The following is a 24520-nucleotide window of genomic DNA, read 5'->3' as shown; positions in this document are numbered from 1 at the left end:
GGCTCCTCGGGCGGGACGGTCGGGGGGCGGGAAACAGTTGGGCTGCTGGGGGCGGCGGCAGGGTGAGGCGGTCGCGTCACGGCCCCGTCAGCGGGGCCAGCCAGGGATGTCCCGGATGGATACGTTCCAGCCACACGCCGAGCGTGTCGCGCCGGGCCCGGCCCAGCAGGGGCAGGATCCCGTCGAAGTCCGCCTGGTCCTTGGGCCGGTGCGCCTTCGCCTTGAACAGCAGCACCAGTTCCGGGATCAGATAGGGGATGCCGTCGGCGGTCCGCTCGATGATCGTGCCGTACGGCAGCCGCAGGCTCTCGTCCCGTCGGCAGATCCAGGTGCCGCCCTCGTGGGGCTCGCGGAAGACATCGAAGAGGTACCGGCCGCTCGACGAGTCCCGCAGCCAGGTCTGGTACGTGGCCGCGAGTTCCCCGGCCCCCGCCCCCGCCCAGACCCGCCCCGAGCCCACGGCGTCCCACACATACCCGGGGAACCGGTCCCGGATCTCCGCGAACCCGGACGCCGGTACCGCGATCTCCAGATCCCCGTGCGGGCGCGACTCCTCGCCGCGGAACAGGTCCAGCGCCCACCCGGCGGCGACGTACCAGGGCACCCCGGTCCCGCCCAGCCGTTCGGCGACCTGCTCCGGCCGCCAGGCGTCCGCCCACCGGGCGTCGAGTTCATCGGCGTCGGGGACGGTGCCGCCGGGCGGCAGGGGATCGGTCATCGGGACAATGTAGGCGCGGGGCGGAGGCGCGGGGGCAAGGGGGTCGGACTTCCCGGCGCCCGCACAGTGAGACGGGTCGGTCTCCCCGGCACCCCCGCACGGTGAGAGCGGTCAGTATCCCCGGCGCCCCCCGCACAGTGAGCGGGGCCGGTCTCCCGGCGCCCCCTACGTGAGCGCCGCCGTCACATACCTCTTGCCGTCGGCGTTCTCCACCAGGATCTCCTTGACCCGGTCCGCAGGGACGGCCGCCGAGCCGTCCAGGTTGGCGCCCTTCTCGGCGCTGCCGACGTGCCAGCTTCCGGCGACCTCGCGGGTGCCGTCGTCGGAGACGACGATCAGGCGGCACAGTTCCCCGGCGGGGATGCCGCTGACGGCGGCGTTGACCCGGACCCAGTCGCTGGCCGGGGTCACCCGGACCGCCATCCGGGCGCCGGTCCCCGGGTCGGTGACGGAGGCGACCCTCACCCCGGGGACGGGGGCGCTGGCGGTGACGGTGGGGCGGGGGAGCGGATCGCCGGCCTCGTTCGTCCCGCCGGCGCCGCCGAGGAGGAAGCCCGCGCCGAGCAGGGACGCCGCCGTGACCACCGCCGCGGCCACGAGAACGCTCCGGCGCCGGATGTCCGAGCGGGTGCGCTCCTCGTTCACCGCGCGCAGGGTCCGCTGGAGCATCAGATCACCGCCCTCCGGCGGCCCGTCGAGAAACGCCTCGGGCGGGACCTCGCCCAGCGCCCCTTTCAGCTCCTTCAGTGCTTCCAGTTCCACCCGGCACTCCTCGCACTCGGCGACATGGCCGTCGACCTCGCGGATCTCCCCCTCGTCCAGGGCGCCGAGTACATAAGCGCCGAGCAACGCGCCGTCATGCTGGCTGTCATGCTGCTGGGTGCTCATGCCGCCGCCTCCTTCAACACCATCAGCCGGGCTCCCCCGGGACTGTCTCCCCCGTACAGCTCTCTCAGTTGTTTCAACGCATAGTGTGACCGGGATTTGACCGTACCGGCCGGTATTCCGAGGACCTCGGCGGCCTCGCTGACGGTGCGGCCCTGGAAGTAGATCTCCATCAGGACGTCCCGGTGGTCCGGGCTGAGCCGGTCGAGGGCCTCCATGACCACCATCGAGTCGACCACGGTCTCGGCGAGGTCGTGCTCCTCGGGGACCTGCGTGGCGGTCTCGGGGACCTCGGGCGGGCGGGCCGCCCTGGCGCGGATGCGGTCGGTGATGATGTTGCGGGCCACGGTGAGCAGCCAGCCCCGTACCGATCCCTTGCCGTTGGTCAGTTTCTCCTGGTTGCGCCAGGCGCGGATCAGGGTCTCCTGGACGATGTCCTCCGCGGCGGCCCGGTCGCCGGTGAGGCGTTGGGCGTAGGCCAGCAGGGCTCTGCCGTGTTCCTCGTAGAGCGCCCGGACCACCACCTCGTCACTCGTCTTCTGCCGGGCGCGCGACCACAGTGCCGCCATCCACTCACTCCGTCCTTGGCCGGTCCGATGTGCTGCACACGGACGGGAGGCCCCGGCGGTTCAACGGAGCCCGCGCGGGCCGCCGTTCAGCAGGATCCGCCGTCGTTGAGGCACTGGGCGATCCGCTCCCGGCGGGCGTCCGTCATGACATTGATGAACATGGCGTGATCGGTCTTCGGATGCCGTTTCTGCTCCGGGAAGGAGTCCACCGCGTAGGGGACCCCGGGGGGTACGTCGTAGGCGAGGGTGAGGCGCAGGCGGGGGACGGGGAAGGTGGCCGGGGGGCAGACGCCGTTCGCGGCGGGGAAGACGATGTGGGTGCGGTGGTTGTCGCTGTCGGGGGTCAGTCCGTTCCAGCAGCTGGGGAACTCCAGGGTGCGGGTGGTCCGTTCGCCGTCCGGGCAGCGGGGGTAGAGCGTGGTGTGGCGGCCGGGGCTGCCCGAACAGCCCCACTGGGCGCGGACCTCGGCGTCGGTGGTGGTGGCGGCGACCGGGTCGCCGGTGATCATGCGCAGCCCGGCGGGCTGGGGGACGACCTTGCCGACCGGGTTGCCCAGGAACTCGACGCGTGCCTCGGTGGCGGTGATGATCCGGCCGGTGTTGCCGTGGAGTCCGCCGCCGTGGGCGTCGGCGTCGGCGCCGGGGGCGTCCAGGCGGCGCAGCACCGGCCAGTAGTAGGCGGAGCGGTCGCCGTCGGCGCAGGTGGTGCCGGCGGCGGCGAGGGAGGCGTCGGTGGAGCGGGCGTCGGTGCTGGTGTTGCCGATGTAGTCATGGGTGTGGTGGGCGCCGCCGACCAGGCCGGGGGAGATCACCACGTTGTCGGTGTTGCGGTGGCCGCGTTCGTTGCGCCCGCAGTCGACGGTGACCCGGCCGGTGGACGCGTCGGGGCCGAGGGCGGGCCCGGGGACGGCCGGGGGCAGTTCGGCGGCGGCGATGTACTGGTCGCCGGGTGGTGTGCCGGAGGCGTCCGCCGGACGGCCGGCGACGATCGCCACGGCGACGATCGCCAGGACGACGAGGGGCACGGCCGCCGCGAAGGCGACCGCGCTCCTCGTCGGCTTCTTCCGCTGACCGGGATGACTGGTACGGCTCTGGAACCCCACCCGTACAGGGTTCCAGCTTCTGAACGGCGGTTCAACAACCTCTGAACAGCGTGCCAATCATTGCCCGTTGAACCCTTCCGCCGTCCGGGCCGTGTGCGGCGTACGCCGAACACCACACAGCGGATCGGCACGACAGGGCGGGAGGAACCGTGGCCGAGATCTTCGTACCCGGTGAGGAGGTGGAGCGGGTGGGGACGCTGCTGGGCCGGGTGATGGGCCTGATCGACACCCAGAACTCCGGCTTCGACGCCCGTGCGGTGGGTGCCCCGATGGTCAATGCGGGGCTGGAGTTCGACCGCTCCTGGGACGACGGGCGGGTGCGGCTGAAGAAGAACTGCACGGCCCTCAAGGACGCCTGCGATGTGGTGCTGAGGTCGTTCAAGGAGCTGGACACCGATATGGGCAACCAGCTCACCGCCGCGCAGAACGGTGGCGGCGGGAACACTCCCGGGGCCCCGGCCCCGCCCCCGGAGGAGACCTTCTCCGCCGAGGCGACCGCCGCGTCGGTGATCGCATGACGGCGACCGCCGCCCGGGAGGACGGCGGCCCGCGCGCCGGGCGCGGCGAACCCGACTCGTTCACCCTGTCCGTGCCGGACACCTGGACCCTGTACGACCTGCACGGCGACGGGCTCGCCGAGGCGCGGGTCCGGGTGCTGCGCGAGGCCCGCGACCAGGGCGAACGGGACCGGATCAGCCGGATGTTCCGCACCGCCCGGCGGATCATGGTGTCGGCACGGCAGCGCGGCGCGCTGTACGCGGCGGGCACGACGACCCTGTACGAGGACGGGCTGCTGATGGCCGGGGTGATGATCTTCCGGGTGACTCCGCCGCCGGGGCAGGACTTCTCGGCGCGGGAGCTGGCCGCGCAGTACTCCGCCGCCGGGGGGCGCGGGCGCGGCACGAACCGCCGGTTCACCGTGCACGAGCTGCCGCACGCGGGCCCGGCGGGGCGGCTGACCGGCCTGGAGACGGCCGGCCCGACCGGTGACCTCTCGTACCGGCTGCTGGCGGTGAACACGGTGGTGCCGGTGCCCGATTCGCGCAGTTCGGTCGTCATCAGCTGCTTCAGCCCGAATCTGCCGCTGGCCGGGGAGCTGTACCGGGTCTTCGACGCGATCACCTCGACGTTCCGGTTCACCTGGGTGCGGGAGGGGCCGGTGTCCTAGGGGGCGGTGTCGTCCCGGGGGTGGCCTGGGGGCCGGTGTCCGGCCGTGCAGGAATGGCTGCACCTACGGGCCGGTCCAGGACGCCTCGCCTCCGGACTCTTTACGCCGGTCCTACCTTCGGAGAACTTCGTCATTCAGATGACGCTCCGGATTCAGCCAGAGTTCATCTGACGACTTCTTGGGTGATTTCTTTGGCGACTTCTGGAGTCACTCCTTGAGCGGCTCCGGGCCTGCCTCAAGGAGTGACTCAAGGCGGGACTCCGGGGGTGACTCAAGGCGGGACTCCGGGGGTGACTCCGGGAGTGAGTGACTCCTTGGTGCGGATGTGGCGCGCGAGCGCCGGGAAGGCAGGGCGGGATGACCAGTGACACACGGACCCCACCCGCGCTCCCGGAACCCGCGGCGCCGACGGAGCCGACGGAGCCGACGAGGCTACGGGAGCCGGAGGAGCCACGGAGGCAGGCGGAGCCGCGCGAGCAGACGGAGCCGCGAGGGCCGCTCCAGCCCCTGGACCCGTCCGTCATCCGCGCCGCCGTCGGCCCGGCCGTGCTGCGCGGCGCCCGGCACGCCTGGCAGCCGGAGGATCTCGACTGGGACCGGCTGGAGCCGGACCGGCTCACCGCACTGGACCGGTCGGCCGTCCGGTTCATCACCTTCGTCGAGGATCACATCCCCGGGTATCTCGACTGGCTGCTGACCCGGTTCCCCGCGACGGGCGCCGAGCGGGACATCGTCGCCTTCCGCGCGCACCGCGAGTACTTCCGCTTCTTCGTGACCTGGGCCCACGAGGAGGAGCGGCACGCCTCCGCGCTCACCCGCTACCAGGTGGCCTCCGGTATCGCCGCCCATGAGGACGACCTGCTCGCCGAACTCGCCCACGAGTGCGCGAAGCCCTTCGAACTGCCCTACGACCACCCGCTTCAGGCGTTCACCTACACCCTCATCCAGGAGAAGGCCACCCAGCTTTTCTACCAGCGGTTCCTGGCCACGGTCCGGGAACCGGTGCTGCGGGAACTGCTGCGGCTGATGGCCCGCGACGAGGCCCGGCATTTCGCCCTCTACAGCAAGCTCGTCACCGGGTACATCGCGCGCGACGGCGCGGGGACGGCGCCGTACCTCAAGGATGTCGTCGCCACCTTCCGGATGCCGCTGGCGACGACACTCACCGGATACCGGCGCTGGTCGTACCGACTGGCGCACACCCTGGACTACGACCACCGGGAGGCGTACGCCGCTCTCGCCCGGCTCATCGGCGACTTCGTGGACCGGCCGGGAGCGGCCGAGGGCGATGACGTGCTGGAGCTGATCGACGCGCTCGGGCGGCTGCCGTGAGGGCGGCTGCCGTGAGGGCGGCTGCCGTGAGGGCGGCTGCCGTGAGCGCCGGGGCGGCGGGCACCGCCGTGACACCCCCGGCGGACGCGCCCGTGCTGCTGATGCTGGCGGACTGGGCCGGGCTCGATCCGGAACCCGCGCACGCCGCTCCCGCCGAACGCGCCCTGACGACCGGCCTCCCGCCCTGGCGGCGCCGGGAACTGCTCATCGGGCGGCTCACCGCCCGCGCCGCGCTGACCCTGGGCCACGGCGACCGCGCCGCCCGCGCGGAGCTGATGCGGGACAGCGCCTCCAGGGCACCCCGGCTGCGCGGGCTGCCCCGCACCACCGTCTCCCTCTCCCACACCGGCGACCGGGTCGCCGTCGCCGTCGCCCCGGCGAGCCACCGGATCGGGGTGGACGTGGAACGCTCCGGCCGCTGCGATCCCGCGCTGCTCCGCCGGGTCCTCGCCCCCGGCGAGACGCTGACCCCGGGCCAGGACCCCACCGTCCACTGGGCGCTCAAGGAGGCCGCGTACAAGGCCGTCCTCGGCCGGTGGGCCGGACTGCGCGCCTACCGGGTGCGCTGGTCGCCGCCGCACAGCCCGCGCATCGCCCTGCCGACCGGCCCTCCACTGACGGGACGGGTGTGGTGCTGGGGCGGGACGGTGGTGGCGGTGGTGGTGGGACCCGGCCCGTGCGCCGGTGACGCCGGTGACGCCGGTGACGCCCGGCATACCGGGGCGCCGACCGAGGGCCCGGCGCCCCCGCCGAAGCCGGTGGTCGCCCCCACGCTCCTCGACCCCCGCCCCTGGAGCACCCGAGCGCCCACCCCTGCCGACCTCACCCCTCTCACCCCATTCACCCCTCTCACCCTCTCCACCCCACCGATCGGACACCCCGCATGAGTCCTGCCGCCCCCTCCCCCGCCCTGACCTCCGCCCTCACCGCCGTCCGCACCTGCCTCGCCGACGAGTTGGACATCCCCGCCGCCCGTATCGCCCCGTCCGACCAGCTCGACCTGCTCGAACGCGCCGACTCCGTACGGCTGATGGAGGTCGTCGCGCGGCTGGAGAACCAGTACGACGTGGAGTTCGACGACGACCGGGTGCGCGCCGCGGACACCGTGGCCGACCTCGCCGCCCTGGTCGTCGACACGCTGGAGACGGAGGGCCGGTGACCGCTCCGGTGACCAACCGGCACTACGACCGGCCGCCCGAACTGTTCGAGCTGTTCCTCGACCGCCGGATGAAGTACACCAGCGGCCTCTACACCGAGGGGGTCGAGACGCTGGACGAGGCCCAGGAGGCCAAGCTGGGCTTCATCGCCCGGCTGCTCGGGCTGCGCGGCGGCGAACGGGTGCTGGACATCGGCTCCGGCTGGGGCAGCATGGTGCTGTTCCTCGCCGCCGACCTGGGGTGCCAGGTGACCGCGGTGACCCCCTCGCCCCGCCAGGCGGCGTTCATCCGGGGGCGTGCCGAGGCCGCCGGGGTGGCCGGGCGGGTCACGGTCGAAGTGACACCGTTCCAGCGGGCCGTGCTGCCGGAGGGGGTCTTCGACGCGGTGACCGCCGTCGGTGTGCTGGAACACCTCCCCGACCACACCCAGGCCCTCACCAGCATCCGCCGGCTGCTGAAGCACCGGGGCCGGCTCTACGCGTCCTCGTCCTGCTACCGCAGCGCCGCCGACAAGGCGGAGTACGAGCCGCGCCCGGCGAGCGAGCACGCCGTCGAGGTGTTCGGATACACGGTGATGCCCACCCTGTCGGGGCTCGTCGCGTCCTTCGAGGACGCCCGGTTGACGCTCTCCTCCGTCACCGACCTGACCGCCGACTACCGCCGGACCATCACCGCCTGGCAGCAGCGGATCGCCGCCCGGCGGGAGCGGATGGAGCTGATCGAGCCGGGCTTCGCGGACGAGATCAGCCGCTACCTCACCACCGCGAACGCCAGCTGGGGCTACACCGCCAAGCACTACGCCCTGAGCGCGGTCAAGGGACGCCGGGGTGAACTGCTGCTCCCCGAGGAGCCGGAGACGGGTGAACCGGCCGACGCGGGGGCGGTCGGCGGGGTGGCCGAAGGGCCCCCGGGATGACCTCGCAGACCGGCGGAGGGCACAAGCTCGCCCCTGCCACCGTCGCCGTCATCGGCTCCGGCATCGCCGGACTCACCGCCGCCCATGTGCTGGCCGGGGAGCGCCGGGTCACCCTGTACGAGGCCGACGACCGGCTGGGCGGACACGCCCACACCCATCTGGTGGGGGCGGCGGACACCCCCGTCGACTCCGGTTTCCTCGTGCACAACCCGGCCGCCTATCCCCTCCTCGTCCGCCTGTTCACCGAGCTGGGTGTCCGTACCCGTCCCTGCGAGATGTCCCTCTCGGTCGGCTGCGCGGGCTGCGGGCTGCGCTATGTCAGCGGCAGCACCCTGCGGACCGTCCCGGAGCGTCCCACCGGTCTCGACCGGGTCACCTGGCACCGGACCCTGACCGAGAAGGCCCGGTTCACCGCGGCGGCCCACCGGGCGCTCGCGGAGCCGGTGACGACGCTCACCCTCGGCGAGTTCATCGAGAAGGAGGGCCACGGCGACCACTTCGTACGGCATCTGGTCCTTCCCCTGGTCTGCGCCGTCTGGTCGTGCGGGCCGCGCGCCGCGCTGCGCTACCCGGCGGTCTATCTGTTCCGGTTCCTGGCCCAGCACGGTCTGCTCGACGGCGGCCCGGCGACGCGCTGGCGCACGGTGGTGGGCGGCTCCGCCGACTATGTGCGCCGGATCGCCGCCCGGATCCCCGAGATCCGCACCGGGAGCGCGGTCACCGCGCTGACCCGGACCGCCCGGGGCGTGGAGGTGACCGACGCCCACGGCCGCGGCGCGCGCTTCGATCAGGCCGTGCTCGCCACCCACCCCGCCCAGGCGCTGGCCCTGCTCACCGACGCGACCGGCCCGGAGCGGGAGGTGCTGGGGGCCATCGGCTATGTCTCCAGCGAGGTACTGCTGCACACCGACGGCCGGCTGCTGCCGGACGACGAGCGCGACCGGGCCTCCTGGAACCACCACCAACTCCGCTGCGCCGCCGACGACGACGAGGTGAGCACCAGCTACCACCTCAACCGGCTCCACGGGCTCCCCGCCGACCCCGACTACGTGGTGACCCTCAACGCGGCCGTCCCCCCGGCACCCGGGCGCGTACTGGCCCGGATGCGCTATGAACACCCCCTCTACACCCCCGGCATGCTCGACGCCCAGCGACGGCTTCCCGCGCTGTCCACGCCCGTCCTCGCCTACGCGGGCGCCTACCACGGCTGGGGGTTCCACGAGGACGGCTGCCACTCGGGCGTCGCCGCGGCCCGGACGCTGGGGGTGGACTGGTGAGATACCGCTGCACGGTGGTCCACCACCGGCTCGAAGGCGGCCGGTACTCCTTCCGGTACCGGCTGCGGATGTGGCTCACCGACCTCGACGCACCGGACCGGCGCGGACGCCCGGCCCGGCTGCTGCGCGGCGTGCGTGCGGCGGACCACCTCGGCGACCCGGCGGGCACCCTGCGCGGCAACATCGACCGGTTCCTGCGCCACCACGGCATCGATCTCGCGGGGGGCCGTGTCCTGATGCTCTCCCAGGCCAGCGGGCTCGGGTACGTGTTCGACCCGGTGACCGTGTACTGGTGCCACGACCCCGGCGGCCGGGTGGTGTGCGTGGTCCTGGAGGTCCGCAACACCTTCGGCGACCGGCACTGCTATCTCGTCCGGCCGGACGAGCCCGGCGGCCGGGCCGGGGCGCGCTTGCGCAAGGAGTTGTACGTGTCCCCGTTCTTCCCCCGGGACGGCCACTACGCCGCGCTCGCGCACCTGGGCGAGAGCACCGTACGGCTGCGGCTGAGCCTGTACCGGGGGGCGGACCGGCCCGCCCTGGTCGCCACCCTGACCGGGGTACGGGAGCCGGCCGGTGTCTGGCGGGACGCGCTGGCCACCCTCACCAATCCGGCGGCGGCCCGCTGGACGACCGTACGCGTCCACTACCAGGCGCTGCGGCTGCGCCGCCGGGGCCTGCCCCTGCACCGGCGCCGCACCCACCCCCCGCAGCCCGGGGTCCGGCCACCCGGTCCCCCGTCCCGCGCACCCGAACCCGGACACGGACCCGGACATGGAGGTGGCGCCCGATGAGCGCCGAACCCGCGGCATCCGCCCTGACCGCCGCGACCCTCACCGAGGCACTGCGGCACACCGCCCGGCGGCACCCGGCCGCGGCCACTCACTACCCCGGCACCGGCACCGGCACCTCCCTGACCGCCGCCCGGCTCGACACCCGCGCCGACCGGTACGCGGCCGACCTGCGCCGCGACGGGATCGGCCCCGGCGATCTGGTGGGCCTGGTGCACGGCACGGGCCCCGAGTTCCTGGTCTGCCTGTTCGGCGTGCTGCGCACGGGCGCGGCGGCGACGGTCCTTCCGGTGCCGAACCGCTCCTCGGACACCGCGCGGGTGGTGGAGCGGATCGGGCGGATCGTGGCGGCGTCCGGAATCCGGCAGCTGATCGTGGACAGCGCGTCGCAGGACCTGGCGACCGCGCTGGCGTCGGCGCGGCCGGGCCCGACCGTACTGCGCCCCCGCCCGGAGGAGCCGCACCCGCCCGCCGCCGAGCCGCCCGGGGCGGGGCCCGGCCCCGACGACCTCGCCATCGTGCAGTTCACCTCCGGCACGACCGGCCGCCCCCGAGGGGTGATGCTCAGCCACCGGGCCGTTCTCGCGGGTCTGCGGGCCATCGTCGGCTCCGCGGAGATGACCCCCGACGACATCCTCGTGCAGTGGATTCCGACCTACCACGACATGGGACTGTTCGGCCTGCTCAGCCAGCTCCTGAACGGGGCCACCTCGTACGTCCTCGACCCGCTGGCGTTCCTGCGCGACCCGCTGGGGCTGCTGAGGCTGCTCAGCGAACACGGCGGCACCCTCACCACCGGGCCGGACTTCGGGTACGCGATGCTCGCCGGGGTGGCCGCGCGGCGCGGCACCGAGGGTCTCGCCCTCGGCCGGATGCGGCTGGCGTTCAACGGGTCCGAACCGATCCGGGCGGGCGGTCTGAGGCGGTTCCAGGAGAGCCTGGGTCCGGCCGGGTTCCGGCCGCAGGCCATGTTCCCGGTGTACGGCCTGGCCGAGGCCACGCTGGCGGTCGCCTTCCCGGCCCCCGGCACGACACCCCGCGTCGTCCACGCCGACCGGGACGCCCTCGCGGAGGGCGCGACGGTACGCCCGCTGCCGCCGGAGCATCCCCGCGCGAAGGCCCTGGTGTCGGTCGGACGGGCGGTGCGGGGCATGGAGATACGGATCGCTGGGGTGGGGGGCGACGACGGTGCCGAGGGTGGGGTCGGCTCGGGGGGTGGGCTCGGCTCGGGAGGTGGTCCCGGCTCGGGAGGTGGTCCCGGCTCGGAGGGTGGGCTCGGCCCGGAGGGTGGTCCCGGCTCGGGAGGTGGTCCCGGCCCGGAGGACGGCCCCGGCCCGGGAGGTGGGCTCGGCTCGGAGGGTGGGCTCGGCCCGGAGGGCGGGCTCGACCCGAGGGGTGGTCCCGGCTCGGGAGGTGGTCCCGGCCCGGAGGACGGCCCCGGCCCGGGGGGCGGTCCCGGCTCGGGGGGTGGTCCCGGCTCGGGGGGTGGTCCCGGCTCGGGGGGTGGGCTCGGCCCGGAGGGCGGGCTCGACCCGGGGGGCGGTCCCGGCTCGGGAGGTGGTCCCGGCCCGGAGGACGGCCCCGGCCCGGGGGGTGGTCCCGGCCCAGACGGCGGGCTCGGCCCGGAGGGCGGGCTCGACCCGGGGGGCGGTCCCGGCTCGGGAGGTGGTCCCGGCCCGGAGGACGGCCCCGGCCCGGGAGGCGGTCCCGGCCCAGACGGCGGGCTCGGCCCGCAGGCGACCGTCGGTGAGATTCAGCTCCGCGGTGTCGCCGTGACCAGCGGCTACTACCGCGACCCGGAGGCCACCGACGCCCTCTTCCAGGGGGACTGGCTGCGCACCGGAGATCTCGGGTTCGTCCTCGACGGTGAACTCTTCATCACCGGGCGCCGCACCGAGATGGTGATCGTCCATGGCCGCAACTACTTCCCGGAGGACGCCGAGGACGCCGCCGCGGACGCCCCCGGCGTGCACCGCCGCCGCTGCGCCGCCTTCCGCCGGGAACGGGACGACTCCGAGTCCATGGGGATCGCCGTGGAGACCGCGCTGCCCGCCGAGCGCCATCCCGAGCTGCGCCGGGAGGTGTACCGGCGGGTGCGCGAGGCGCTGGGCCTCACCGCGATCGACGTGCACCCCGTACCGCCCGGCTGGATCACCCGCACCACCAGCGGCAAACCACAGCGGCTGCTGGCCCGCAGACGCCTCGAAGACACTCCCCCTCCTTCCCCCGCCCCCTCCCTGCCCGGCTCTGTGAGGACCTGATGGCCACGCCCCCCGACAGCCCGCCCACCAATGTGCACTACGACCAGCCCCCGGAGATCTTCGAGGCGTTCCTCGACCGCCGGATGAAGTACACCAGCGGCATCTTCACGCGGGGCGACGAGTCGCTCGACACCGCTCAGTTGACCAAACTCCGCACGGTCACCGGCCTGCTCGGGCTGACCGGCGGCGAACGGGTCCTCGACATCGGCTCCGGCTGGGGCAGCATGGTCTGCCATCTCGCGGGCCTGGGCTGCCAGGTCACCGGGGTCACCCCGGCCCCCGCCCAGGCCGCCTACATCAGGGCGCGGGCGGCGCGGGAAGGCGTGGCGGACCGGGTGACCATCGCCGAGTCCTCCATCTATGACGCGGACCTGGGTGACGCCCGCTTCGACGCGGTGACCGTCGTCGGGGTGGCCGAGGCGCTGCCCGACCTGGACGGGGTGCTGCGCATCATCGCCCGGCGGCTGCGGCCGGGCGGCCGGGTCTATCTGTCCGCCGCGTGCTTCCGCAGCCGGGAGGTCTTCACCGAGTACACGGACCGTCCGGCGAGCCGCCATGTCGCCGAGACCATCTTCGGCTGGGGGATCCTGCGCCCGCTGTCGGAACTCGTCGCCGGATGCGAAGAGGCCCGGCTCAGTGTCATCGGCTGCCACGATCTCACCGAGCACTACCGGCGCACGATCGACCACTGGATCGGCCGGGTGGCGGCGGCCCGGGACAGGATCGACGCCCTGCGGCCCGGCTACAGCGACGAACTGCTGCGCTATCTCCGCACCTCGAACGCCGGGTGGGGCCACACCACCCGCTACTACGGCCTGGTGGCGGCCCGCTCGCGCGACGGGCTGGCGGTCCAGGTGGGCTGAGCGGGCCGACTCCGGCGGGCGGCTCTTCGGCCGGGCGGGGTTCAGTCCCGGCGACAGCCCCTCCGCCGGGCAGGGGTCAGTCCCGGGCGGGGACGCGCAGGGTGATCCAGCGGCTGTCGCCGAGGTGGGCGTGGGCGCGGCCGGGTTCGGTGTCGGTGTTGAGGAGGCCGACCGGGACGCGCTCGCCGAGGAGGTCGCCGTCGCCCCATTTGCGGGGGGCGAGCAGGGCGCCGCAGCGGTTGCGGCGGACGTGGGTGTGCCAGCCGGGCAGCACGCTGGACAGGCCCTCGTGGTCGCCCGCGACGAGCAGGCCCCAGCCGTCCCCGGCGGTGCCCCGGGAGAGGGCGCCGAAGTCGCCGTCGAGGTCGCTGTCGAGGAGGAGTTCGGCGTCGTCCACGACGACCGCCCCGGCGGGGCTGTCCACCTCGCCGAGCGCGGCCCGGAACGCGGCCACCGGGACCTGCGCGTCGGTGAACACCCGCACGACCCCCGGCGTTCCGGCGAGGTCGCGCAGGGGTGAGGAGCGCGGGGCGATCACCACGATCCGGGTGCCCTGGGCGAGCAGGGAGCGGGCGCCGGTCAGCAGGACCGTGCTGCGTCCCGAGCGGGGCGGCCCGGCGATCAGACAGGATGGGACGCGGGACAGGTCGGGGCCGACGGCGGCCATGTCGTCGCCGCCGACGCCGAGCATCGTCCACAGCGGGGAGACCCCGGCGGGTCGGCGGGCCCAGGCGTCCGCGAAGGTGAGGGTGTCGGGCAGGTCGTCGACCCGGAACGGGCGCAGGGCCTCGGGGACATCGGCGTCGCGCGGCCCGGTGCGGTCGGCGAGGGCGCGCAGTGCGGCGGCCTGGGCGGCGCCGGAGGGGTCGGGGCCGATCAGGGCGATCTGGGCGGTGTGCCCGCCGCCGGTCTCGATGACCCGGCCGGGCGGCATGTGCTCGGGGACGGTACGGGGGTTGAGGCCGAGCAGGGAGTAGTCGCCCCGGTCGTTGAGGCGGGTGACGAGTTTGTGCTCGGTGCTGCTCGCGAACCGGGTCTGGGTGAGCAGCCGGTCGCCGGACGCCACCACATGGACGCCCGCGCCGGGGCCCTCGCGCAGCAGCAGGGTCAGTTTCTCCATCACGCTGCCCTGGTCGTAGTTGTTGTAGTCGCGTTCGAACGCCTCGAAGCGGTCGATGAACAGGACGAGATGGGCGGGGCGCTGCCCGGCGGGGAGGCGGCGGCGCAGTTCGGTGAGGTCGGCGGCGCCCTCGCGGCCGATGAGGGTGCGGCGGCGGCCGGTCTCGGTGGCGAGCCGGGACAGCAGCCGCACCACCCGGTCGGTCTGGGTGCGGTCCACGACGGCGCCGGTGTGGGGCAGCGGGGCGAGTGCCTGGAGGGCGCCGGTGCCGCAGTCCAGGCCGTAGAGGTGGACATCGGCGGTGCTGTGCGCGGTGGCGAGGGCGGCGCCGAGGGTGCGCAGGGTCTGGGAGCGTCCGGCGCGGGGGGCGCCGATGAGGAAGAGGTGGCCCTGGGTGTCGAGGTCGAGGAGGAGGGGGCGGCGGAGCTGTTCCTCGGGGAGGTCGATCAGGCCGTAGGCCACGGGGGGCAGGGGCGCGGACTCGGGGGCGGGCTCGGGCTCGGGGGCGGGGAGGTCGGCCAGGGTGAGCTGGTCGGGCAGGGGCGGCAGCCAGGGGCGGCGCGGGGCGGTGAGGCCGGGCAGGGTGGCGGCGGCCTCGCGGACGGCGGTGACCAGGACCGACAGATCGGTGACGGGCTGCACGGTCCGTTCGGTGCCGGGCTCGCGCGGGGGCGGCGGCGGATCGCCGAGGGCGTCCCAGTGGATCTCGGTGAACAGCGGTTCCCGGCGCTCCTGTTGCGGTGCGGCCTCCTCGGTGCGCCGCCCGCCGATACGGCCGGTCTGGAACGGCAGCAGCGCGGCATGGCCGAGGCGGGCGTAGGCGCGGCCGGGGGTGCGGGGGGAGAGGGTGCCGGCGTCGGGGGCGTCGATGATGTCGCGGCTCTCCCCGGTGTCGGTGGTGCGCAGCGCGATCCGCAGATTGGTGTTGGCGCGGATGTCGGCGGTGACGGCGCCCGAGGGCCGCTGGGTGGCGAGGATCAGATGCAGTCCGAGGGAGCGGCCCCGCTGGGCGATGTTCACCAGCCCCTTCACGAAGTCGGGCAGGTCCCGGACCATCGACGCGAACTCGTCGATGACCAGCACCAGCCGGGGCAGTGGGGCCAGGTCCGGATCGCGGGTGCGGCGGTCGGCGTGGTCGTCGATGTCCTTGGCCCCGGCGGCGGCCAGCAGATGTTCGCGGCGCTTGAGTTCGGCGCCGAGGGAGACCAGGGCGCGTTCCACGAGATGGGTGTCGAGGTCGGTGACCAGGCCCACGGTGTGCGGCAGGTCGGCGCACTCGGCGAAGGCACTGCCGCCCTTGTAGTCGACCAGGACGAAGGTGAGTTCGTCGGGCCGGTTGGCGACGGCGAGGGAGGCCACCAGGGTCTGGAGCAGTTCGGACTTGCCGGAGCCGGTGGTGCCCGCGATCAGGGCGTGCGGTCCGTCGGCGGCGAGATCGACGGCGAACGGCCCGTCCACGCCCTCCCCGATGACGGCCCGGGTGGTGCGTCCGCCCCCGGCCCAGCCCGCCGCCACGGCCCCGGCGCTGGGCGGTTCCAGGGCGAGGACGTCCAGCAGCCGGGCGGAGCCGGGCAGCAGGGTCTCCTCGCTGTCGTCGCCGACATCGCGGACCGGGGCCATGGCACGGGCCACCCCGAGCGCCCAGGCGGCGCCGGGGGCGTCGGTGAGGGCCTCCTCCACGGGGTCGGCGGCGTCCTGTTCGAGGCGGAGCAGGCCGTGCGGTCCGGCGATGGCGACGGCCCGGCACTCCTCGGGCAGCAGCCGGGCCTCGTCGTCCACGCAGACGAAGTACACGCCCACGGCGGGGCCCTCGCGCAGCAGCGGGATCACCCCGGGCAGGGCGCGCAGCCGCCGGGCGCCGTCCAGGACCACCAGGATGTCGGGTTCCCCGGCCGCGCCGCCGCGCGCGGACCGGTTCCCGCCCTCGGTACGGGCCTGGACGAGCGCGGCGAGTTCGGCGATCCGGCGGCCGGTGGACTCGGCGGTGGTGCCGAGGCCGAGGCGCCCGTCGCACGGGGCGGTGTGCGGCAGCCAGTGCACCCAGGCCCAGCGGTCGGCGTCGCGGGTCTTGTCACGGCTGCCGGACAGCACGCAGATCCGCAGGTCGGCGGGGCTGTGCAGGGCGGCGCACTGGGCGACGATCCACCGGGTCAGCGGTACGGCCGGGGCTCCCCCGGCGATCCCGAGGACCCCGGCGGTGCGCAGCGGCACGGTGACGGGGACGGCGTGGGTGGTGCGGGTGATGCGCTGGCGGTGCTCGGGTTCGGCGGGGTCCTGGAGTTCCAGGAACGCGGGCCGGTCCCCGGCGCCGAGGCGCAGCGTCAGGAAGTCGCCGTCGCGCCAGCGGCGTTCCCACAGTCGCTGGCGCGGGCCGGTGGTGATGAGGGTGACGGCGGCGGGGTCGGGGCAGGAGGTGCGGCGCAGCCGCTGTTCGGCGAGGACGGCGGCGGCGACATCCTCGTCCAGTTCCGCCTTGCGCCGCTCGTACTCCTCCAGTTGCTCCTGGTGGTCGTCCTTGCCGCGCCGTTTGTAGGAGAGCTGGCCGACCAGGGCGATGACCGGGGAGAGCAGTCCGAAGACCAGATAGCGGGCGTTGTTGAAGACCAGCACTCCGGTGAAGGACATCAGCAGCGGGGCGAAGATGATGGCGAGCTGGAGGGGGTGCCGGGGCGGCTTTCCGGGGGGCTGGGGCAGCCGGAAGCGGTTGTCGACGGGCGGCGGGAGCAGCCGGGGCGGGCGGTTGTAGTCGAGGGTGCCGTCCTCGGCGGGCTGGACGGCGGCGTCGGGGCGGGTGGGCACGGCGAGTTCCAGCAGCACGGGTCCGGCGGTGAGGACGCCGCCGACCGGGAGGGGGGTCCAGTCGGCGGCGGGTCGGGCGTCCAGCAGAACGCCGTCCGGGGCGAGCGCGCGGGCCTCGGCGGTGCCGTCCGCGGCGATCCGCAGTCCGGCGGCGACGGACGGCATACCGGCGGCGGTGAGGCGTACGGCGCAGGACTCGGCGGCGCCCACGGTGTACTCGCCGGGCGGCAGCCGGAACACGGCACCGGCGCCCTCCCCGCCCACGGCCCGCAGTTCGAGCACGCCCTCGGGTTCCACGGGCGGCAGCGCGAGGGGGACGCCCAGACTGAGCAACTCCCCTGCCCGCAGGCCCAGTTGCCCCACGGGCCGGTCGGCGGGGAGGGCGTCGGGGCCCAGGTAGAGGGCGAGGGCTGGGGCGGGGGCGCGGGTGCCGAGGCGGTCGCCGAGCGCGGAGGCGATCTCACCGGTGGGGGTGGCGGGGTCGGCGTCGATCAGGAAGTCCGCGCTCTCGCCCTGCGAGGGGTCGATCGCGGTGACGGTGAGACGCATGGCGCTCCTCGGGCGTACGGGGTGGACGGTGCCAGGTGCTTCGGCGGGTGGTCTCCCGGGGACAGCGGGGGAGGTACCGCCCCCGGGAGACATTCAGGGGGCGGGTCAGCCCGCGGTGAGGTTGTTGCCCATGGTGCGGTCGAGTTCGCCGAAGCCGTCGCCCACGCCCTTGACGTACTGGGCGATGCCCCGCAGGCCCTCCATGGTCTGCTCACAGCTCGTGTTGAACTGCTGGTAGAAGGGGATGAACTTCTGCTCCGAGGTCTCGGTGCGGTAGCCGGTGGCGACCAGGTTGTCCAGTTCGCGGTTGATCTCCTCCAGCAGGGCCAGCGCCTGCTGGTACTGGTTCATGTTCTTCTGGGAGGTCTGCGCGGTGATCAGGTCGTCGACGAAGTACTGGGCCATGGGGGATCTCCTCCGTGCGAGGTGGGTGGCGGGTGATGGGTGGCGGGTGATGGCGCGCGTGCGCACCTGGAACACGTAGGTGCCGGGGAAGCGGTTCACACGGGCGCGGAATCCGGCTGCGGCTCCGGTTCGGTGGGCGGGGCCGGGGGCGGGGGCGGGTTGAGGTTCGCGGTGTCGGCGTTGTTGTTGAGGCTGCCGAGGACCTTGGTGGGGATGGCCGCGAGGGGGGTCTCCAGGCCGTTCGTCTTGAAGCCGTACTGGTTCTCCAGCTTCTTGCCGTACAGGCCGGTGCCGAGGCCGTTGAACAGCCGGACGAGGGCGTTCTCCAGGGCGTCCGGGGAGTTCGCGTTCTGCTGTTCGACCTGGTAGAGGACCGTGAACATATTGCTGACGGTGCCCTTGAGGAGGCTCGTCACGGCCTCGTAGCTGTAGTCCCGCCATTCACTGACCGGCAGCGGGCCGTTGGCGTAGGCGTCGTAGGCGTGGGACGGCGAGTGCTGTTCGTTGAAGGAGCCGCCGGGGTCGAGTTCGGTGGTGGTGCCGTTGCCGTCCTTGACCTTGATGGCGCCGCTGTCACCGACCTCCACGGTGAAGGTGTCGCCGTCCGGTCCATGGGTGGTCACGGTGCCCTTCACTCCGTCGCTGCCGAGGGTGAGGGTGGTGGTCTGCTGGTCGTTGGTGCTCTGGAAGGTGGCGCCGCCGTCCGGGGTGTGGGTGACGGTGACTCCGCCCGCCGGGTCGGCGACGGTGGCGGTGCCGCTGTTGTTGCCGAAGGTGACCGTGGTGCCGTTACCGCCGGGTGGCGGGGTGAAGACGGCGGGGGTGCCGGGGTCGACGGTGACACCGCCCGGAGCACCGCCGGTCAGGGTGGCGGCGGGCGGGCTGCCGGAGGTCACCCCGGCGCCGTTGCTGAAGGTGCCGAACGGGGGCGGGAGGGCGCCACCGGGTCCGGCGGGCCCCTCCGGCTGGAGGACACCGGGGCCGGTGAGGGTGCCGTCCTGATGGACGGTGACCGTGTCCTGGGGGTCGAGCGAGCCGGGCACCGACAGCTCGAACGAGCCGTCCCCGTTGGCCTTGACGACGATGCCGTCCGCCGTGGTCGTGGCCCCGCCGCCGCCCAGGGGGATCTCCACGGTGGGCGCGCCACCGGGGTTGTGGGTGGGACCCACCGTGAACACCGGAGGCACCTTGGGCGCGCCCGCGTTGCCCGGATGGGCGGGGCCGTCCAGGACCGTGGACTTCTGACCTGGCGTCAGGGCGCTGTCCACGTACGGGTCCTGGGTCTTGCCGATGGTGATGTCACCGGTGTCGACGGTGGAGGGCCCGCCGAAGGCGTTGCTGTGCCCGATGCTCCCGGCGCCGCCGAAGGCCGGGACGCTCACGGCGCCCTTGCCGTCGCCGGTGACCGTGCTGACCACGGTGTCGCCGGGGGCGGTGCCGACCGGGTTGCCGCCGGTGTCCACGGTCTGCCCGTTCACCGTGTTCCCGGACGGCCCCAGTCCGACGGGACCGCCGGGGGCGAAAGTACCGGCGGCGGGCCCGTGCTGGACGTCGAAGACACCGTCCAGGCCGCCCCGGGGGCCGGGGTGGTGGGTGACGGTGGAGCCGGGGTCGGCGACGGGGTCGCTGCCGGGGCTGGTGATGGTGATGCCGTCCGCGCCGTTGGAGAGGGTGTTGCCGCCGCCGGTGAGGGTGGGGAAGCCGAGGGGGCCGGTCTGCGGCGGGGTGGTGACCTGGCCGCCGGTGTGGTCGGCGGTGATGGTGGCTCCGTGCGGCAGATTGGTCACGGTGACCGTGCTGTCGCCGCCGGCCACGGTGTGGGTGATGCCGGTGGGCTGGTGGACGGTCGTGGTGGTGGTGCCGTCCGGGCCGGTGGTGAAGGTGGTGACGGTGCCGTGCCCGGCGAAGGTGGTGACATCACCGTCCGTGGTGATCGTGCCGCCCCCGCCATTGGTGACGGTGTACGGGCCGGAGGTGGTGCCGCCGCCCTCGGGGTGACCGAGGGGGCCGACGGTTGCGGAGTTCCCGCCGGGGCCCTGCACGGTCAGGGTGCCGTCCGGCGCGGACTTCACGGCGGTGGGGGTCACCCCCTCCTCCACCTTGGGCACGAACACCGCGCCGCCGTCGCCGGGTGTGCTCAGCACGATGTCGGGGGTGATGACCCCCTTGGGCGCTACGGAGGTCGGCTCCCCGGTGCCGGGGGTGAGGGTGACGGCCGGGATGCCGCCGGGGATGGTGCCGGGGGCGATGACCGTGTCGTTGCTCTGCACGCTGCCGTCCTGGCCGACCCCGAAGTTCCCGTCGTTGCCGTGGACGACGGTGCCCTCCGGGGTGTGCACGACCGTGGTGTTCGGTCCGGCCGGGGCCTCGGTGACGAGGTCGGGGCCCTCGGCGGTGGCGGAGGCGGCCGGATTGCCGCCCACGGCGGTGTCGGCGCCCGTGCCGGACAGGGTGGAGGTGGTGCCGTCCGAGGTGGTGACCGTGGCGGGGGTGTCGGCGCCGGGCGGGGAGACGGTCAGGACCGGGTTCCCGGCCTGGGCGCCGACCGGGGTGACGGTGGCGGGTGCCCCGGGCCCGGTGGTGGCCTGGGTGGGACCCTGGACGACGGTGCTGCCGCCCTGCGGCACGGTGGTGACGGTGCCGCCGCCGGGGCCGGTGACGGTGGTGGTGACGCCGGTGGTGGTCTGGGTGCTGGTGAAGGGGCCGTTGACGAGGGTCGTCGTCCCGGCCGGGCCCAGGGTGACGGTGGTGTGCTGGCCGCCGACGGTGAGGATGTGGCCGCCGCCCGCGCCGACCCCGATGTCCACCGGCCCGAAGGTCACCGGGAATCCGGCGGTCGGCTGGGCCGGGTAGGGGACGTCCTGGTTCTCGTGGTTCTTCACGGTGAGCGGCCCGTTCGGGGGCACGGTGATGTCCAGCCCGTCATGGGTCACCACCGTGCCGCCGTCCGGCCCCGGGGCGTGCACCACGGCCGGGTCGGCGGGCGGACCGGCGGTGACCGCGCCGTCGCCGCCCCGGATGATGTCCCCGGCGTCGAAGGTGCCGTCCGTGCCGAGGGTGACGGGGGGTCCGGCGCCGGGCCCGGGGCGCACCACCTGGCCCTCCGGTCCGAAACCGACGGTCCCGGCCGGGCCGCTCAGGGTGCCGGTGCCGCCGCCGGTCGTGGTGATGCCGGAGACGGTGACCGTACCCGTGGGATCGACGGTCACGGGGGTCGCGGTGCCCGGGGTGACGGTCAGGGTGGTGGCGGCGCCGTTGAACTGGACGGTCGTCGGGTTGACCGTCTGGGTGTCCACCGTGAACCCGGTGCCGTCCAGGGTGACCGACGGCCCGCCCGGGGTGGACACCTTGGCGGTGCCGTCGCCGGTGAGGACGGTGGTGGTCGTGGTGTCCTGGACGGTGGCGGCGACCGGCGGTTCGACGGCGCCGGGGGCCTTACCGGGCGGCGGGAGGATCACCTGCTGGCCGTTGCCGCCGTCGGTGAAGGTGACCGTGCCCGTCCCGTCGACGGCGATCTGATTGCCGTCGAAGGTGACCTGGCCCGGCGCGTTGGCATCGGCGCTCAGGGTGTGACCGGGGCCCGCGTCCAGGGTGATCTGGCCGGTCGCCGGGTCGTGGGTGGCCAGCGGTGGGCCGTCCGGCCCGCCCTGCTGCGGGTCGAACAGGGTGGTCACCTCGTTCTGGTTGCTGACGACGACGGTGTCGGTGGTGACGGTGTTGGACACCCCGTCCCCGGCCGCGTTGAGCCCCCCGTCGCCGGTCGTGACGCCGTTGCCTTCGAGGGTGAACTCGGTGGGACCGGGGGTGGGGGTGCCGTCCGGCGGGGCGGGGTTGGGAGCCTGGGCGGGCTGGTCGGGGACGGGGTTCGGCGGGGGGACGAGGTCGAGGTCGGCGGGGTGGATGTCGATGGCGTCGGGGTCGTTGACGGGGGTGGGGGGTGCCGGGGCGGGGGTGTTGTCGCCGTCGGCGTCGCCGGGGTTGATGTTCCCGGCGTTGATGTTTCCGGCATCTGGGTTCCCGGCGTTGATGTTTCCGCCGTCGGCGTTCCCGGCGTTGACGTCCCCTGGATTCCCGTCACCCCCCTCCCCCACAACCGGCTGCGGCGCGGGCCGTGGCCCCGTGATGACGGCCGAGTCACCCGTCGCGATGATCTCCCCGAAAGGACCGGACGTGGTGAAGCCGCCGTCCGGGGTGAGGGTGGTGCTCAGCTCGTTCTGGACACTGACCGGGGTGGTGACGGTGGTCGTCGTACCGTCCGAGACCACCGTGTCGCCCTGCGGGGAGGAGATGGTGTTGATCCCGCCCGTGGTCGTGGAGGTGAAGCCGTCCGGGGTGGTGGTGGTCGTGGTGGTGACGACCGGTGGGGCCTCCGCCGGGTCCGCGGGCGGCTTGGGCGCCCCCGGGTCGGTCTTGCTCTCCGTGGACAGCCCGTCGGGGGTCGTCACCACGGTGTTCACCTCCCCGGTGGCGGGGGTGGCGCTGGTGCTGCTCCCCAGCCCGTGGAAGGAGACCTTCTGGGGCAGGCCGGGGCCGTTGACGAAGAAGAAGTTGGTCAGTCCGAAGGAGCCGTCCGGGGCGAAGCCGAAGCTGCCCTTGGAGAAGACCTTGTCGATGTTGCTCTTGAACTTGCCTTCGACGGTGAAGGCGTTCTTGATGTTGTTGGCCAGGGCGGTGCTGCCGAACCCGGCGATGCCGCCGCCGATCGCGCCGCCGATGGCCCCGCCGATCGCGGCCCCCTTCATATCGAACGGTTTCTTCTCGATCGCGGCGGTGATGGCGGCGGCCACGAACCCCAGGGTGAACTCGGTGGCCGTCTCGATGGCGATCTTGACGGAGGTCGCGCCCAGCGGGCTGACCTTCAGCCCGGCGATGCCCTTGCCGAGGGGCCCGAAGAACTTCCGGAACGCCGTACTGCCCTGGAGGATCAGCGCGACGGCCTTGCCGATCAGCCCATTGCCCTTGCCCAGCTTGGACAGGAACGCGGCAGCCGCGGCCAGCTTCGCGGCACCGGCGCCGAACTTGCCCAGCGCGCCCAGGAACGCGGCACCGGGCAGCAGGGTGAAGATGCCGATGAGGAGTTCCCCGATGTCGATCTTCCCGGTGCCCAGCATCCGGATCAGACTCACCGCGAGCAGCACCGCGCCCAGCAGCAGCCCCAGCGCCGGGATGAACACCGCGATGATGCCGACGACGATCCCGGCGATGATCTCGATCAACGGGTTGTCGGACAGAAACTCACCGAGCTGTTCCAGCACGTCCCGGGCGGGGATGGCCGCCTCGGCGGCGTCCAGCAGGATCCCCGAGGCGTCGGTGGACGCCGTCTCCCGTACATCGCGGGCGTCCTGCGCGAGCCGGGTGGCCGCCGCCAGTTCCTGCTGGGCGGCGTCGACGCGGGCCCGCTCCTCGTCATTGGCGGTGACCTGCTCCGGGGTGGCCTCCGCCGGGAGCGCCCCGACCCGGCTCCTGGCCAGCGCCTCCACCGCGAGCCCCCGGTCGATGGCCTCGTCCAGCATGGACTGGGCCCGCTCCAGCTCCCGCGCGTAGTGGTTGTAGGCGTCGGCGGCCATGGTGAAGGAGACCTGGGCGTGCTGGAGCATCACCGGGACCTCCCGCACCCGCTCCTTGAGCGCGGTCATGGACTCACCGGTGCCCTGGGCGATGGCGCCGTCCCCGCGCAGCAGGTCCAGCCCTTCGGCGGCCTGCTCGCCGATGTGCCGGTAGGTCCCGGACAGCGTCAGGATGCTGTCCGGGTCGCCGGGGGTGGGGTCCTCCCCGAAGCCCAGGATCTCCCAGCCCGTGGTGTGTCGTCGCGGCATCTGTACGGCCTCCCGGTGTCCGATCTGCTCACCGCGCCAGGCACGTACGGGCACCGGCTTCCGGTTCAGCGGGACACCGGACGACCCGTGGTTGAACCGCTGCGGCGGTCCCGTCCGTGTGCTCCCCGACGCGCGCCGACGGCGCGCGGGCGCGGCGGGCCGGTGCGGGCCGCGCGGCCGTACGGAATCCCATGGCGTACGGCCGCACGGAACCGGCCCGCCGCGCGCAGGACGTGCGGAGGAGGCACAGAACAGATGCGCGACGACCCGAGACGGACGACGCACCTGACGAGGACCTGGGGCGGAACGGGGACAGGGCGACCCGCCCGGTCCGGGCTGATGCTGCTGGCCGCCGCCACCGTGGTCCTGCTGCTGCCGGCGGAGCGCGCCGCCGCGGCGAGCGCCCCACCGGAACGGGCGGGCGGCGAGCTGCGGATGGGCAGTCCGCTGCGGACGGGCGCTGAGCTGCGGGCGGACGGTGTTCTGCGGACGGACGGCGTGCTTCGGACGGTCGGCGTGCTGCGGGCAGACGGTGTTCTGCGGACGGTCGGCGTGCCGGGAGCAGACGGTGTCCTGCGGACGGACAGTGAGCTGCGGACGGCCGACGTGCTGCGGGCAGACGGTGTTCTGCGGACGGTCGGCGTGCCGGGAGCAGACGGTGTCCTGCGGACGGACAGTGAGCTGCGGACGGACGGCGTGCTGCGGGCAGACGGTGTTCTGCGGACGGTCGGCGTGCCGGGAGCAGACGGTGTCCTGCGGACGGACAGTGAGCTGCGGACGGACGGCGTGCTGCG

General features: G+C 74.0%; 18 protein-coding genes. 11 read left to right on the top strand and 7 right to left on the bottom strand.

The features are described from left to right. Positions 1–76: 76 nt before the first annotated feature. From ABZX40_RS05340 to ABZX40_RS05325, 4 genes are all read right to left on the bottom strand, one after another. Positions 77–718 (bottom strand): hypothetical protein, encoded by a 642-nt coding sequence (locus ABZX40_RS05340; protein WP_355741785.1) that lies wholly within the window; start codon positions 716–718, stop codon positions 77–79. A 165-nt stretch (positions 719–883) separates the two neighbouring features. Next, positions 884–1606 carry a zf-HC2 domain-containing protein gene (locus tag ABZX40_RS05335; RefSeq protein ID WP_355741788.1) on the bottom strand — a complete coding sequence of 241 codons (723 nt, stop codon included), beginning with the start codon at positions 1604–1606 and terminating at the stop codon, positions 884–886. Then, the gene (locus ABZX40_RS05330) at positions 1603–2172 is read right to left on the bottom strand and encodes a sigma-70 family RNA polymerase sigma factor (RefSeq protein WP_355741791.1); all 570 of its coding nucleotides are present in this window, start codon (positions 2170–2172) and stop codon (positions 1603–1605) included. Before ABZX40_RS05330 ends, ABZX40_RS05335 begins: the two co-directional genes overlap by 4 nt. A gap of 86 nt (positions 2173–2258) precedes the next feature. Further along, positions 2259–3275 (bottom strand): DUF1996 domain-containing protein, encoded by a 1017-nt coding sequence (locus tag ABZX40_RS05325; protein WP_355741794.1) that lies wholly within the window; start codon positions 3273–3275, stop codon positions 2259–2261. Between the two features lie 149 nt (positions 3276–3424). On the opposite strand from ABZX40_RS05325, the gene ABZX40_RS05320 reads away from it, so the two are divergent. From ABZX40_RS05320 to ABZX40_RS05275, 10 genes are all read left to right on the top strand, one after another. Continuing rightward, a complete protein-coding gene (locus tag ABZX40_RS05320) occupies positions 3425–3793 on the top strand; it encodes a hypothetical protein (RefSeq protein WP_355741797.1) in 369 nt (122 codons plus the stop codon). After that, positions 3790–4443, top strand: a complete 654-nt coding sequence (locus ABZX40_RS05315) for a hypothetical protein (RefSeq protein ID WP_355741800.1) — start codon at positions 3790–3792, stop codon at positions 4441–4443. Before ABZX40_RS05320 ends, ABZX40_RS05315 begins: the two co-directional genes overlap by 4 nt. A 357-nt stretch (positions 4444–4800) precedes the next feature. Continuing rightward, positions 4801–5775 (top strand): acyl-ACP desaturase, encoded by a 975-nt coding sequence (locus ABZX40_RS05310; RefSeq protein WP_355741803.1) that lies wholly within the window; start codon positions 4801–4803, stop codon positions 5773–5775. Positions 5776–5816: 41 nt separating this feature from the next. Beyond that, positions 5817–6662: a 4'-phosphopantetheinyl transferase superfamily protein gene (locus ABZX40_RS05305; RefSeq protein WP_355741806.1), complete on the top strand. Its 846-nt coding sequence runs from the start codon at positions 5817–5819 to the stop codon at positions 6660–6662. Next, positions 6659–6934 (top strand): acyl carrier protein, encoded by a 276-nt coding sequence (locus tag ABZX40_RS05300; protein WP_355741808.1) that lies wholly within the window; start codon positions 6659–6661, stop codon positions 6932–6934. The genes ABZX40_RS05305 and ABZX40_RS05300 overlap by 4 nt, the downstream gene beginning before the upstream one ends. Continuing rightward, positions 6931–7848, top strand: coding sequence for a class I SAM-dependent methyltransferase (locus ABZX40_RS05295; RefSeq protein ID WP_355741811.1), 918 nt, complete (start codon positions 6931–6933; stop codon positions 7846–7848). The genes ABZX40_RS05300 and ABZX40_RS05295 overlap by 4 nt, the downstream gene beginning before the upstream one ends. Continuing rightward, on the top strand, positions 7845–9125 hold the full coding sequence (locus ABZX40_RS05290; RefSeq protein WP_355741814.1) for an FAD-dependent oxidoreductase: 1281 nt from the start codon (positions 7845–7847) through the stop codon (positions 9123–9125). Before ABZX40_RS05295 ends, ABZX40_RS05290 begins: the two co-directional genes overlap by 4 nt. Next, positions 9122–9916: a DUF1365 domain-containing protein gene (locus tag ABZX40_RS05285; protein WP_355741817.1), complete on the top strand. Its 795-nt coding sequence runs from the start codon at positions 9122–9124 to the stop codon at positions 9914–9916. The genes ABZX40_RS05290 and ABZX40_RS05285 overlap by 4 nt, the downstream gene beginning before the upstream one ends. Then, the gene (locus ABZX40_RS05280) at positions 9913–12174 is read left to right on the top strand and encodes an AMP-binding protein (protein ID WP_355741820.1); all 2262 of its coding nucleotides are present in this window, start codon (positions 9913–9915) and stop codon (positions 12172–12174) included. Before ABZX40_RS05285 ends, ABZX40_RS05280 begins: the two co-directional genes overlap by 4 nt. Next, positions 12174–13037: a class I SAM-dependent methyltransferase gene (locus ABZX40_RS05275; RefSeq protein WP_355741823.1), complete on the top strand. Its 864-nt coding sequence runs from the start codon at positions 12174–12176 to the stop codon at positions 13035–13037. The genes ABZX40_RS05280 and ABZX40_RS05275 overlap by 1 nt, the downstream gene beginning before the upstream one ends. A 76-nt stretch (positions 13038–13113) precedes the next feature. Here the strand turns inward: ABZX40_RS05275 and ABZX40_RS05270 are convergent, their stop codons facing one another. From ABZX40_RS05270 to ABZX40_RS05260, 3 genes are all read right to left on the bottom strand, one after another. Beyond that, positions 13114–17505, bottom strand: coding sequence for an FtsK/SpoIIIE domain-containing protein (locus ABZX40_RS05270; RefSeq protein WP_355741826.1), 4392 nt, complete (start codon positions 17503–17505; stop codon positions 13114–13116). Positions 17506–17610: 105 nt separating this feature from the next. Continuing rightward, complete coding sequence (locus tag ABZX40_RS05265; protein WP_355741829.1) at positions 17611–17910, bottom strand: TIGR04197 family type VII secretion effector; 300 nt, start codon at positions 17908–17910, stop codon at positions 17611–17613. Between the two features lie 95 nt (positions 17911–18005). Then, positions 18006–23726 carry a hypothetical protein gene (locus ABZX40_RS05260; protein WP_355741832.1) on the bottom strand — a complete coding sequence of 1907 codons (5721 nt, stop codon included), beginning with the start codon at positions 23724–23726 and terminating at the stop codon, positions 18006–18008. A 255-nt stretch (positions 23727–23981) separates the two neighbouring features. On the opposite strand from ABZX40_RS05260, the gene ABZX40_RS05255 reads away from it, so the two are divergent. Continuing rightward, a partial coding sequence (locus tag ABZX40_RS05255) for a hypothetical protein (protein WP_356162439.1) occupies positions 23982–24520 on the top strand: 539 nt, incomplete at its 3' end.

Origin of the sequence: Streptomyces sp. NPDC004610, from assembly GCF_040609715.1 — a bacterium.
Taxonomy (GTDB): Bacteria; Actinomycetota; Actinomycetes; order Streptomycetales; family Streptomycetaceae; genus Streptomyces.
Note: the sequence above shows the minus strand (reverse complement) of the source record. Positions and strands in the feature narration are given on the sequence as shown.